General features: G+C 63.4%; 13 protein-coding genes and 2 tRNA genes. 9 read left to right on the forward strand and 6 right to left on the reverse strand.

Going from position 1 to position 12,328, the window contains the following annotated elements:
• Positions 1–75: 75 nt before the first annotated feature.
• A tRNA-Ala gene (locus E5675_RS08565) sits at positions 76–151 on the forward strand.
• 58 nt (positions 152–209) lie between these two features.
• On the opposite strand, the gene E5675_RS08570 is transcribed toward E5675_RS08565, so the two are convergent.
• On the reverse strand, positions 210–656 hold the full coding sequence (locus E5675_RS08570; RefSeq protein WP_136174149.1) for an Rrf2 family transcriptional regulator: 447 nt from the start codon (positions 654–656) through the stop codon (positions 210–212).
• Between the two features lie 150 nt (positions 657–806).
• Here E5675_RS08570 and E5675_RS08575 point away from each other — a divergent pair, with 150 nt between their 5' ends.
• The 3 genes from E5675_RS08575 to E5675_RS08585 all read left to right on the forward strand — a co-directional run bounded on the left by E5675_RS08575 (position 807) and on the right by E5675_RS08585 (position 2,735).
• The gene (locus E5675_RS08575) at positions 807–1,367 is read left to right on the forward strand and encodes a hypothetical protein (protein ID WP_247594837.1); all 561 of its coding nucleotides are present in this window, start codon (positions 807–809) and stop codon (positions 1,365–1,367) included.
• A complete protein-coding gene (locus E5675_RS08580; protein ID WP_247594838.1) occupies positions 1,351–2,064 on the forward strand; it encodes a hypothetical protein in 714 nt (237 codons plus the stop codon). Before E5675_RS08575 ends, E5675_RS08580 begins: the two co-directional genes overlap by 17 nt.
• Positions 2,065–2,132: 68 nt before the next feature.
• Positions 2,133–2,735 (forward strand): HD domain-containing protein, encoded by a 603-nt coding sequence (locus E5675_RS08585; RefSeq protein WP_136174151.1) that lies wholly within the window; start codon positions 2,133–2,135, stop codon positions 2,733–2,735.
• Positions 2,736–2,762: 27 nt separating this feature from the next.
• Here the strand turns inward: E5675_RS08585 and E5675_RS08590 are convergent, their stop codons facing one another.
• Both E5675_RS08590 and E5675_RS08595 read right to left on the reverse strand, forming a co-directional pair.
• The gene (locus E5675_RS08590) at positions 2,763–3,566 is read right to left on the reverse strand and encodes an enoyl-CoA hydratase-related protein (protein WP_136174152.1); all 804 of its coding nucleotides are present in this window, start codon (positions 3,564–3,566) and stop codon (positions 2,763–2,765) included.
• 260 nt (positions 3,567–3,826) lie between these two features.
• Positions 3,827–4,465 (reverse strand): hypothetical protein, encoded by a 639-nt coding sequence (locus tag E5675_RS08595; RefSeq protein ID WP_168707821.1) that lies wholly within the window; start codon positions 4,463–4,465, stop codon positions 3,827–3,829.
• A gap of 78 nt (positions 4,466–4,543) precedes the next feature.
• Between E5675_RS08595 and E5675_RS08600 the strand changes: the two genes are divergently transcribed.
• Both E5675_RS08600 and E5675_RS08605 read left to right on the forward strand, forming a co-directional pair.
• Positions 4,544–6,136: a peptide chain release factor 3 gene (locus E5675_RS08600; protein ID WP_136174154.1), complete on the forward strand. Its 1,593-nt coding sequence runs from the start codon at positions 4,544–4,546 to the stop codon at positions 6,134–6,136.
• A gap of 56 nt (positions 6,137–6,192) precedes the next feature.
• On the forward strand, positions 6,193–6,648 hold the full coding sequence (locus tag E5675_RS08605) for a hypothetical protein (protein ID WP_136174155.1): 456 nt from the start codon (positions 6,193–6,195) through the stop codon (positions 6,646–6,648).
• Here the strand turns inward: E5675_RS08605 and dinB are convergent.
• The 3 genes from dinB to E5675_RS08620 form a co-directional block, all read right to left on the reverse strand.
• Complete coding sequence (gene dinB, locus E5675_RS08610) at positions 6,641–7,699, reverse strand: DNA polymerase IV (RefSeq protein ID WP_247594874.1); 1,059 nt, start codon at positions 7,697–7,699, stop codon at positions 6,641–6,643. The genes E5675_RS08605 and dinB overlap by 8 nt on opposite strands.
• 250 nt (positions 7,700–7,949) lie before the next feature.
• Complete coding sequence (locus E5675_RS08615) at positions 7,950–9,014, reverse strand: HWE histidine kinase domain-containing protein (protein WP_136174157.1); 1,065 nt, start codon at positions 9,012–9,014, stop codon at positions 7,950–7,952.
• 53 nt (positions 9,015–9,067) lie between these two features.
• Positions 9,068–9,832 (reverse strand): Crp/Fnr family transcriptional regulator, encoded by a 765-nt coding sequence (locus E5675_RS08620; RefSeq protein WP_136174158.1) that lies wholly within the window; start codon positions 9,830–9,832, stop codon positions 9,068–9,070.
• Positions 9,833–10,165: 333 nt separating this feature from the next.
• Here E5675_RS08620 and E5675_RS08625 point away from each other — a divergent pair.
• From E5675_RS08625 to E5675_RS08635, 3 genes are all read left to right on the forward strand, one after another.
• Positions 10,166–10,239: transfer RNA gene (locus E5675_RS08625), tRNA-Gly, on the forward strand.
• Positions 10,240–10,420: 181 nt separating this feature from the next.
• On the forward strand, positions 10,421–11,737 hold the full coding sequence (locus E5675_RS08630) for an integrase arm-type DNA-binding domain-containing protein (protein ID WP_136174159.1): 1,317 nt from the start codon (positions 10,421–10,423) through the stop codon (positions 11,735–11,737).
• 108 nt (positions 11,738–11,845) lie between these two features.
• Positions 11,846–12,220, forward strand: coding sequence for an MbcA/ParS/Xre antitoxin family protein (locus tag E5675_RS08635; protein ID WP_136174160.1), 375 nt, complete (start codon positions 11,846–11,848; stop codon positions 12,218–12,220).
• Positions 12,221–12,328: the final 108 nt, after the last annotated feature.

The raw sequence follows: 12,328 nt of genomic DNA on the forward strand, positions 1-12,328 counted from the left end.
CGGCGGCGCTGCTAAAGGCGGCGTCCCGGTCGCAGCAGCCAGCAATATTGGCGAGGGCGACACGCGAAATGGCACGGGGCCTTAGCTCAGCTGGGAGAGCGCCTGCATGGCATGCAGGAGGTCAGCGGTTCGATCCCGCTAGGCTCCACCATTACAAAAAAGGCCCGCGAAAGCGGGCCTTTTTTTTTGTTGAGCTGGCGCGGGCTGTGCTATTCGGCGGCTTCTTCCTTCTCGAACAGCGGCGCCAGTTCGATCGGATCGGCGAGCGTGATGCGGTCGAGGATCGCAGCGGTATCGTCGCGGACCCGGAGCATCAGGCTGCGCATCCGGCAATCCCGTTCGGGCAGGCAATTCTTGCAATGCTCATGCGCATTTCGGCTGGCGCACGGGACGAGCGCGAGCGAACCGCGCGTCAGCCGGACGAGGTCGCCATAGCTGATGTCGATCGGGGGCAGGGCGAGCTGATAGCCGCCGTCGCGCCCGCGCTGCGAGATGAGCAGGCCCTCGCGCGCCATTTCGGACAGAATCACGGTCAGGAATTTGGGCGGGATGTTCTGCGCGTCCGCGATGTCCGCAAGCTGTACCTGCCCCTTGCCCCAATGGTCGGCAAGATGCTGGAACGCGCGGATCGTATAGCGGGTCTTCTGCGAGAGCATGGCGGCGTTACTGTGACATAATCGACCTTAATTCAACCTGTCTGGATGACAAATGTTGCACGGTTGATGAAAATCACAGCGAGTGGCATGAACGGTCCTTATAAAAGGTCGCATGGTGGCCCGAAACCGGGCGCGACAAGGGTGGATTCGATGATGCGTAAAATATTCGCGACTCCCGCGGTGCTGGCGGCATGCCTGCTTGCGGTGGCGCCCGCGCAGGCGCAGTTCGGCAGCCTGCTTCGCAAGGTGACCACCCCGGCGCCCAAACCGGCCGAAGAGGACAATGGCGGCTGCCCCAAAGGCAAGAAGGGCAGCAGCATCGGCCGCAACATATTGGGCAATGTCATCAACGACGCGGTCGGCGACGTGGCGAGCAAGGCCGGCGTCTATTCCTATGTGCCGATCGCGGAGGTGAGCGGGACGCTCACCGATGCGATCGCCTGTCGCCTCGATCCCGGCGAACAGGTGCAGGCGGCTGCGGCGACCGAGGAAGCGACGCGCGGCGAAGAGGTCGGCGCGACCGCCAACTGGACGAGCGAGACGCGCGCCAATGTCAGCGGGTCGTCGACCGTCGCTTCGATCAACGAAGAGGGCGGCGGGCGGAAGTGCATGAACGTCAACGATTTCATCATCGTCGATGGCGAAGAGACGCAGGTCACCAAGCGCATGTGCAAGGGACCGGGCGATACGCGCTATGTCCTTGCGGCCTAAACTGCTGCTTCGGCTGGCGCTGTCGGCTTTCGCGCTCGCGGGCTTGACGGCTGCAAGCGGCATGGATCCTGCGAATCCGACCTGTCCGCTCAATCCGAACTGGTCGGCGAACCCGGTGATGACCCTGAAGATCGAGAAGCGCGGGGGCATGAAGGTCATGCTCGCCGAGGGGCGGGTCGATGCCGGACTTCCCGACCGGCTCGCCGCCGCATTGAAGGTGCACCCCGATGTCGAGGAAATCTGGCTGCGTTCGCCGGGGGGCGATGCCCGCGCCGGCAATGCGGCGGGGCGCATCATCCGCAGCAACCCCGGTATATTGACGCGGGTTCCGGCCGGATGGACCTGCTTTAGCGCCTGCAATTTCGTGTTCATGGGCGGACTGCCGCGCGTCATCGATCCGGGGGGCGTCTTCATGGTCCATATGTTTACGAGTACGGGTGATCGATCGGCGATCGACATGAGCGTCGCGATGGGAACCGACGCGACGCGTGAAATGATCGGCGGTATCGAACAGGATTCGGCGCTGCTGGCGAGCGAGGACAATGCTTTCCTGATCAAGATGGGCGTCTCACGGAAACTATTGACCGAGATCATGTACCGGCAGCAGGCCGTCGCGACCGCGGAGGATAAGTCGACCCGCCGCTGCCTGACCATCGACGAGGCGTTGAAATATGGCGTGACCTACGCGCCCGAATGACGTGCGGCGGATAAGGTTGCATTCAGAAACGAATGACGTAGGCTAGCCTCGAACAAGGAGAGGCCGCCATGAACGACATGACGCACGAGCATGCCACATTCCGCTCGATGATCGACGGGACGCAGGAAGATTGGGACATTATTGCGCGCGAGCAGAAGGAATTCGCGCCGAACAATGGCAAGCGCATCCTCGAGCATCTGAAGTTGCTCGGCGGCGATTATGGCGGCTTCCCCGTCGACCGGCTCGAACATTGTCTGCAGACCGCGACGCGGGCGCACCGGGATGGCCGCGACGAGGAATATGTCGTGATGGCGCTGCTCCACGACATCGGCGACACGCTCGGCGCGTTCAACCATCCCGACGTCGCTGCGGCGATCCTCAAACCCTTCTTGTCAGAAGAAAATCTCTGGATCGTCCAGCATCACGGCATCTTCCAGGGCCATTATTTCTTCCACTATCTCGGGCTCGACCGCGACATGCGCGATCAGTTCCGAGATCATCCCTATTATGCGGCGTGCGCCGAATTCTGCGAGAAATACGACGCGCCGGCGTTCGACCCCGACTATGACAGCGAGCCCCTCGAATTTTTCGAGCCGATGGTGATGCGGCTCTGCTCCTACCCGCGCACCAGCATCTACAAAAAGGTGATGGTCGAGGAAGCGGCGGAGTAAATCTGCCTCCGCGGGGGCGACGCTTACTTATCGACCCTTGAACTCGGTCTTGCGCTTCTGCTGGAAGGCCATGATGCCTTCCATCGCATCGGCGCTGTTGCCCGCGATATACTGCCCCTTGGCTTCGGCATCGAGCGTGTCCGAATAGCTTTGCGACAAGCCTTCGCGCAGCACGCGGCGCATCGTGCCGAGCGACACCGTCGGGCCGTTCGCGAGCCGTGTCGCGAGCGCCTTCGCCTCGGCCATCAACTCGGCATCCTCGACGCATTTATAGATCAGGCCCCAGTCGGCGGCCTGTTCGGCGCCGATCTTCTCGCCCAACATCATCATCTGCGTCGCGCGCGGCAGGCCGATCAGGCGCGGCAGCAACCACGACGAACCGCCGTCGGGAACCAGACCGATGTTGACGAACGCCTGCAGGAAATAGGCGCTCTTGCCCGCGATCGTGAAATCGCCCGACAGGCCGAAGCTGCACCCGACCCCGGCGGCGGGGCCGTTGACCGCAACGACCACCGGAACCTCGACATTGGCGAGCGCCAGCAGCATCGGATTATAATGGTTGCGCAACGCCTTGCGGCTGTTGGCACCGCCGCCGACCGCCGACCCGCTGCGATCGCCCGCAAGGTCCGCACCCGAACAGAAACCGCGCCCCTCGCCGGTGATCAGCAGCGCGCGCGCGCCCAGAATGGGCAGGTAATCGAGCGCCGCGCGAATGTCGTCGGCCATCGCGGGCGGCATCGAATTGAGCCGGTCGGGGCGGTTCAGGGTGATCGTTGCGACATGGTCGGCGACGCCGAACTTGATCGTTTCGAAGCTGGGAACATCGGTCATGGGGAAGAATCCTCTCGCGGGTGCTTTACCTTTACGTTCACGTAAAGATGTGACGCATTTGGGAGGGGAGTGCAAGGGGGAAGGGGGATGAGGGTTTTCGACCGATTGCTGCCGTCTCATTATTCGTCGCCCCGGACTTGATCCGGGGTCCCGCTTGATGCCGAAGACCGGTCGACGCCCCAAAAAGCGGGATCCCGGGTCAAGCCCGGGATGACGGAAGTGGAGGAGAGCAGCGACAGCTCCCCACCCCAAAGCCGGCGTCATTCACGGCCTAGCCGCACGAACCGCATCTCGCCTTCGGCGCGGTGCAGCGTCAGGCCGCGCTCGGTCTTCTCCGCGCATGCGCTGTCGAAATCGACGACGCCGATATCATTGGGCACGATAATCACCCGCAGCTTGCCCCCGTCGGCTTCGGTCAGCTCGTAGCGCGGCGCGGTGATGCCGTAGATCGGCTCACGCAGCTCGACCCAGCGCGGGATGCGCTTGTCGTCGTCGGGCATCGTCCAGCCATAATATTGGGTGTAATCCTCGGCTGGGTCGCCGCCGTCGAAGCCGATCGTGAAGTCGACTCCGGGTACGCCTTCGCCGTTTGGCCAGGTAACGAGCAGCGTGGGGACGGCGCCCTCGACCTCGATCAGCGGGCCCTTCTCCATCGCCGGCGGCACAGGCTTGGGGTTGGTGGTGAGGCAGATGGTCTCGCCGCGGATATCCCACCGGCCCTCGGCGCGTTCGTCGAGCGCGCCCGCGGCGAGCATATATAGAAAGCGACCGTCGGTCCGGATGACGAGTCCGCCGCCGACATCGGGCCCTTCGGCGAGGCTATACTCGCCTACCCATGACGATACCCGGGCGGCGGCGGGGGTGCCGATCAGAAAGGCGGCGAGGAGCAGCGTTCGCATGGCGCGGATCATGCGTCCGCCGCGGCCCCCGCGCCAGCCCCTTTCCACTTGCCCTGCCACCTGCTAGGCGCCCGCGCCATGTCCAAGCACCCCGACCGCCGCACCTTCGCCATCATTTCGCACCCCGACGCGGGCAAGACGACGCTGACCGAGAAATTGCTCGTCGCAGGCGGCGCGATCCATATCGCGGGCGAGGTGAAGGCGCGCGGCGCCGCGCGGCGCGCACGTTCGGACTGGATGAAGATCGAGCAGCAGCGCGGGATTTCGGTGACCTCGTCGGTGATGACCTTCGAGCATCAGGGGCTGATCTTCAACCTGCTCGACACGCCGGGGCACGAGGATTTCAGCGAAGACACCTATCGCACGCTCACTGCCGTCGATAGCGCGGTGATGGTGATCGACGCCGCGAAGGGCATCGAGCCGCAGACGCTGAAGCTGTTCGAGGTGTGCCGCCTGCGTTCGGTCCCTATCATCACCTTCATCAACAAGGTCGACCGTGAGGGGCAGACGCCGTTCGAACTGCTCGACGAGGTTGCTGACCGGCTCGCGCTCGACGTCTGTCCGATGAACTGGCCGGCGGGTATGGGCGGCCAGTTCGAGGGCATCTACGACCTCGTCGACCCCGCGCTGATGGTGCCCGGCGGCGATGCGTCGCGCATGTATGAGGGTGACCGGATCGCGGTCGAGGGGCTCGAAGATCCGCGGCTTGCCGCGAAGCTCAGCGCGCCGGCACTCGCCTTGCTCAAGGAAGAGACCGAGCTGGCGTCGGCCTGCTACGCGCCCTTCGACGCTGCCGCCTACCGCAATGGCGACCTGACGCCGGTCTTCTTCGGTTCGGCGCTCAAGGAATTCGGCGTCGTCGACCTGCTCGCCGGGCTCGCGAGCCACGCGCCCGGGCCGCAGCCGCAGCCCGCCGAACCAGCGCCGGTCCGGCCCGATGACGATGCCGTCACCGGCTTCGTGTTCAAGGTGCAGGCCAATATGAACCCCGCGCACCGCGACCGCATCGCGTTCATGCGCCTCTGCTCGGGCAAGTTCGAGCGCGGTATGCGGTTGATGCAGGGCGGCACGGGCAAGGCGATCGCGATCAGCCGCCCGATGCTCTTCCTTGCGCAGGATCGCGAGATGGCCGAAGAGGCCTTCCCGGGCGACATCATCGGCATCCCGAACCACGGGACGCTGCGCGTCGGCGATACGCTGTCGGAACGCAGCGACATCATGATCACCGGGCTGCCCAATTTCGCCCCCGAAATCCTGCGCCGCGTCGCGCTCGTCGATCCGACCAAGACCAAGCAGCTCAGAAAAGCGCTCGACGACATGGCCGAGGAGGGGATTATCCAGGTCTTTTACCCCGAGATCGGCGCGAACATGATCGTCGGCGTCGTCGGCCAGCTCCAGCTCGACGTGCTGATCAGCCGATTGGAGGCCGAATATAAGGTCGAGGCGAAGCTCGAGCAGTCGCCGTGGGACACCGCCCGCTGGATCGCGAGCGACGATGCCGCGGCCTTGAAGGCGTTCCAGGCCGACAATCGCGGCGCCGCGGCGACCGACCGCGACGGCGCGCCGGTGTTCATGGCGAAGGACGCGTGGGAGGTCGGCTATGTGACCCAGCGCAACCCGTCGATCCGCTTCACCGCTACGAAGGAACGCGTGTTCGCCGAGGCGGGTTGATCGAACCGCGCATCTGCTCCACCATGACCGCCGGGTCGATAATGGTGGGGGTATCGATGCGCACATGGATTTTGGCGCTTGCGGCGATGGCGAGCAGCGCACCTGCGGCAGCACAGACGATCGCGATGCCGATCGACAGGGGCTTCTGGACGAACGACACCGAGAAATGCGCGACCGTTCATCACGGTTACGTCTTCGACGGCAAACGCTGGGGCGCGCTCTATTATTACGGGCCCGGCGGCAGTATGGGACCGGCCGCCGAACTGGAGCCGATCACGCAGACACGCGCCACGGCCGATGGCTTCACCCAGATGCAATTCGGCGGCTATGACGGCGCAGGCTATTTCCGGATCAAGCCGACCGACCCCGGCCGCGCGCTCTATCGCGTCGGCGCGCCGTTCCGTGACGAGATTCAGCAAACGGACGAGTCGCTGATCCGCTGTAGCCTTGCTTCGCTGTCGCCGAAGATGAAGGCTGCAATGAAGCGCTTCGCGCCCGCCGTGGTCAAATAAGACTGAGGAGATCGGCGGGCGCTACCGCCGCGCCGCCTTCCTCATCCTCCTCACCCTCGAATTTGCTGAGCGTCACGCCGAGCAGGCGGATGCCCTGTTCGGTCGGGAGCAGGGGCGCAAGGATCGCTTCGCCTGCCGCAAGCAGCGAATTGCCGTCGATTATGGGCGAGGGGACGGATCTCGCCCGCGTGATCGTCCGGAAATCGGCGTAGCGCAGCTTCAGCGTCACCGTCCGCCCGCGCGCACCCTTCTTCGTGGCGCGATCCCACACGACGGCGCATACATGCGCGAGCGCCTCGCGAATCTCGGTATCGGTGATCAGGTCGTTGAAAAAGGTGCGCTCGCCGCCCAAGGATTTCAGCGGCCGGTTCGACTTGACGCGGCGATGGTCGACCCCGCGCGCGAGGTTATAGAGCCATTCGGCGCTGTTGCCGAAATTCTCGGCAAGCCACATCGGACCTTTGGCGGCGAGGTCGGCTCCCGAAAAGACGCCAAGCCCCTCCATCTTCGCCGCGGTTACGGGGCCGATGCCGTGGAAACGGCGGATCGACAGCGTCTGGACGAAGGCGGCGCCCTTGCCCGGGGGGATGATTGTGAGGCCATCGGGCTTGTTCTGGTCCGACGCGAGCTTGGCGATGAACTTGTTGTACGACACGCCGGCGGATGCGGTGAGACCGGTTTCGGCGCGGATGCGCTGGCGGATCAGCTTCGCCGCCGCGGTCGCGCTGCCAAGCCCCGCCTTGTCGGCGCTGACGTCGAGATAGGCTTCGTCAAGCGAGAGCGGCTCGACCTCGTCGGCATAGTCGCGGAAGATCGCGCGGATCTGGTGGGAGATGTCGCGATAGACCTCGAAGCGCGGCGGCACGAATATGAGGCCGGGGCACTGACGCTTCGCGGTGATGCTGGGCATCGCCGAGCGGACGCCAAACTTGCGCGCTTCATAACTCGCCGCAGCAACGACGCCGCGCCGCGACGATCCGCCGACCGCAACGGGCTTTCCGCGCAGGGCCGGATCGTCGCGCTGCTCGACCGAGGCATAAAAGGCATCCATGTCGACATGGATGATTTTGCGGCCCTCCGGCGTCGTGTCAGAATCGGCAAACAATCACATACCCCTTGGTCGACCTTTGCTTACACGGGCCGAAATTGTCTCATAGTCCGGCGCGAACAAGGGCGATGCGCGGCAGAACGGCAAGGAGAACAAACCACGAATCCGCGTGACAATCAACAGGGGGCGTGCGCTCGGCAACATCCGTAGCGGGCGATGCATTCCGGGCGACGAGCGCCCGATCGAACGACCTTCACATCGCCGAGGCTGTGTCATCCCTCTCCGGCAGCGGTAGGGAAAACGAGCAGCGCACTCCGCCGCCCAGAAATTCGACGTGGGTCTCCGCTCCCAGTCGATACGGAAGCGCGTCCATGATCCATTCCATCCCAAACCCCCGATAGGCGGGCCGAACGGGAATAGCAGGCACGCCGTATTCGGCCCATTCGAGGTCGAGCTGGCGATGTCCATCATGGCCGGCGTTCAGTCTCCAGACGATCTTCAGGCGCCCACCCGGAACGCGAAGCGCCCCATATTTAAGTGCATTCGTGGTCAGTTCATGAAAGGCCAATGCCAGCAATTCGGTCTGGACCGGGTTGAGGCCGACGTCGGGCCCCTCGATGGAGAGCCGCGGGCCTTCCTGCACACCCGCGCCGAGCAATTCGTCGCGGATCAGATTTTCGAGGTCGACAGGACCGTCCTGATGCTGCGCCAGCATCACCTGCGTCCGCGCGAGCGAGTCGAGCCGTCCCCTGAAATGTTCGGCAATATCCTCTATCGGGCGTTCGCCCCGGATGGTTCGGGAAAAAACCGACCGCACGACCATCGCCATATTGCGCACGCGGTGCTGAAGGTCGGTCACGAGCACCCGCAGACTCGCCTCGCTTTGACGCAACGCTTGCTCGGCCTCCTTGCGCGCCATGATATCGATGCTCATGCCGATCCACTTGCCGATGCTGTCGTCCCCGGTCCGGAGCGGTACGATATACAAGCGGCTCCATCGATAGCCGCCTCCCTCCGTCTGCAGCCGCGCCTCGATGTCGAGACTTCTTCCTCGCGCCACTGCCGCGCACCACCGCCGCCGGGCGCCACGGCGCTCGTCGGGGTGGAGCGCGGCGATCCACCCATGCTCGAGAAGCTCGGCAAGCGATTGGCCGGTGTGGCGGCGCCACGCGGGACAGTCCGATATCATGATGCCGCGCGCGTCGGTCTCCCAAACCGCCTGCGCGAGTCCATCGACCAGCGCCTTCGCGCCGACCTCGGCCTTGCATCGCATGCCTTGATCGGGAACATCTTTGGTCATGATCGCATCACGCATCATCGAAGATCAATATTCGCCAACATGGCTTTGGTGAGGCGCCCTCCGGATCTCGGCTAGCCACCCTTCCTGACGTTGCGGTCATCTGGCGCCTCATGGGCGTGGAGATAGAGATCGCTGAAGTCCGCAAGATCGCAGAGACGATCGAGGTCACCGATCCGAATGCGCCTGCCGTTGCGCAGGATCGCTCCCGCGCGTTCCAGCTCCTTCAGCGTGCGGTTGATATGTACCGGCGTGAGCCCGAGCAGGTCGGCGAGCTGCTCTTGGGTTATCGGCAGGTCGCTCTCTACAAGGCTCGTGGCGCTGATCGCCAGACGGTGATGAATTTCGCAGATCAGGTGAGCGAGCCGCGCAAGCGCATTGCGGCGCCCGATGTTGAGCAGCCATTCGCGGCCGATCGATGCCTCGATCACGATGTCGACGACCACCGCGCGAGCAAGCGACGAGCGCGCCATGATCAGCCGCTCGAGTTCGCGGTTGGGAACGATCGCCAGTTCGACCGAGGTCAGCGTCTGAACCGTATGATCGGCTCGGCCGAGATAGAGCGACTGGAAATCGAGCGGGTCGCCCGGAAGCTTGAGCGCGACGATCTGTCGTCCGCCGTCGCCGGTCATTTTGTGCCGATAGGCAAAACCCGCAAGCAGGATCGGGCAAATGTCGCACCGTTCGCCTTCGCGAATGATGATGCTGCCCGGATCAAGACGACGCCGCGTGAAGGGGAGAGCGGCGATCGCATTCTGGTCGTCGGTCGAGAGAAGGCTGTGATTCAAAAGCTTGCGTAGCAGAAGATCGACGCCGCGGGGGGCAAGTTCAGGAGGCATGACGCGGTTCACCTCCCCCGTGCGAAATTTCGCTCGCGCCTCCTCGGGCGCGTTGCATCAAGGTGGATTCGCGCGACGCGCACCTATCCCGGGGGCGTCTGCCGCCTGATCGATTGCTCGGCATCATATGTCCTTCGCCTGTTGCCGATAAGGACGCACGCGCCACGCAAGGGTTGCGGCGGGCTGCGATGCGGCGCGCAAGCTTTTGGTCGCGTTTATGACGCGGGTTAGGGCATTCGAGCGCGGAGGCGAGCGGGCCGGTGCAGAGCGGGGCGGCAATGGCGCGCTTGACGGCGGCCGATCAAACTGGCAATCGCCGCCGACCTTGGCGATGCGGGTATAGCATAGTGGTAATGCTCTAGCCTTCCAAGCTAGCTAGGCGGGTTCGATTCCCGCTACCCGCTCCAAGGGCCTGTTTCAGGCCGTCCCAACATCTTTACAATCCGAAAAAAACGGCGGTATTCTGCCATTTATCGGCTCACGACGTTTTGCTCCATCTCAGGGCAGCTCCCCAAAGTGGGGGCCTAGTAGGGGCCGATTCAAGCTCTCAGTCCCCTCGTTTGGGGGCCTCGGATTGAAGGATCGGACATGCAGTTGACAGACGCCGCCGTTCGCCAGGCGAAGCCCAAGGACAAATCCTATAAAATGGCGGACAGTCAGGGACTCTACATTCAGGTCATGCCGTCGGGCAGCAAGCACTGGAAGATGAAGTATCGATTCGCCGGCCGCGAAAAGAAGCTGAGTTTCGGCGAATATCCTCGGGTTTCCCTTCGCGATGCGCGCAGCCTTCGCGACGAAGCGCGCAATCAGATCACGAAGGGCATTGATCCGTCCCTCGAAAAGCGCCGGAATCGGCTTCGTGGGCATGTCGCGGCCGGGAATAGCTTCAGCGATATCAGTCGTGAATATTGCGACAAGCGACGCCGCGATGGCGACAAGGCATGGGCGCCTTCGACCGCGAAGAGGTGCGAATATCTTCTGAGCCTGCTGGACAGCTCGATTGGCAAAATGCCGATCGACGAGATCGAGCCAATTGATGTGCTTGCGGCGGTTCGAAAGATAGAGGCCAAGGGGAAACTGGAGAGCTCGCGGCGGACGATGCAGCTCGCTGGAGCGGTCTTTCGCTATGCAGTTGCGTCGGCCCGCCTGAAGTCGGATCCGACCCGCGACCTGCGCGGAGCGCTCATCAATCCCACCGTCACACATTATGGCGCGATCACGGATGCGAGTCAGGTCGGACCGCTCTTGCGTGCCATCGACGCGTACAAGAGCCAGGGCATGACCGATTGGGCCTTGAAGCTGGCGCCGCATGTGTTCGTGCGTCCGGGAGAGTTGCGCAGCGCCCAGTGGGAGGAATTTGACCTCGAAGCCCGCGTCTGGACCATTCCCGCCGAGAAGACCAAGATGCGCAAACCGCATCATGTGCCGCTGTCTCGCCAATCGGTCGAGCTGGTCGAACAAATTCGGTCGATTACCGCGCCATGGAGCTATATTTTTCCGTCTTTATGGTCACGGAAGCGCCCGATGTCCGACAACACGCTCAATGCCGCGCTCAGGCGGATGGGCTACGCCAGTAGCGAAATGACGGCGCACGGTTTTCGGGCGATGGCCAGCACGCTCCTCAATGAATCCGGCAAATGGTCCTATGATGCGATCGAACGCGCGCTGGCGCATGGCGACAACAATCGGGTGCGCGCGGCCTATCATCGCGGCGCGCATTGGGAGGAGCGCGTTACCATGGCGCAATGGTGGTCCGACTATCTCGACGAGCGGCGGGCCGATGTTGGTCAAAAGGGCGACGAGGGATCAGCGCTTTCAGCGGCGCCGGAAATCACATCCTCAAGTTCGGGCAGTGTTGTGATCAATCATGATCTTGGATGGCGGCGATCGCGCGGCCGTCGCTAGGATCACAACTCGCGATCAAGCTGTTTGCCGGAATGTTGCCACACGCCTTGCATAAGTCAGGGTTTGTTCCTATGAATGATTTTATAGAATTTCATTCAGGAGAATGGTGTGGCAACGCAGCTCGCCTCGCAGACGGATCAGGGCCGGGTTCTTTCGGAAGCCGTCGCGCGCGTCGCGGCGTGCTGGAAATTGACCAACGACCAATTGGGCGCGGTTGTCGGCATTTCTGCAGCTACCGCGTCGCGTCTGCGTTCGGGCAGCTATCAGCTTCAACGGTCCGAAAAGGCGTTCGAGCTCGGGCAATATCTGGTCCGGCTGTTTCGCAGCCTCGACGCCCTTATGGGGAGCGACGATGCCGCGTCGATGTCCTGGCTGAAATCCGAGAACATCGATCTGGGCGGCAGGCCGATCGACTTGATCCGCTCCATTCGCGGGCTGAGCGACGTCGCCGACTATGTCGATGACTACCGCGCCCGCGTCTGAGCGATCGCCGAAGCCCGAGCATTTTCGCGCCTATCGCGGAAAGCTCTGGCGGATCGTCGAGGCACAGCATCGCATTTCCACGAACCGCCTTGCCGCCGGTGCCGACGA

Source organism: Sphingopyxis sp. PAMC25046, assembly GCF_004795895.1.
Lineage (GTDB): Bacteria > Pseudomonadota > Alphaproteobacteria > Sphingomonadales > Sphingomonadaceae > Sphingopyxis.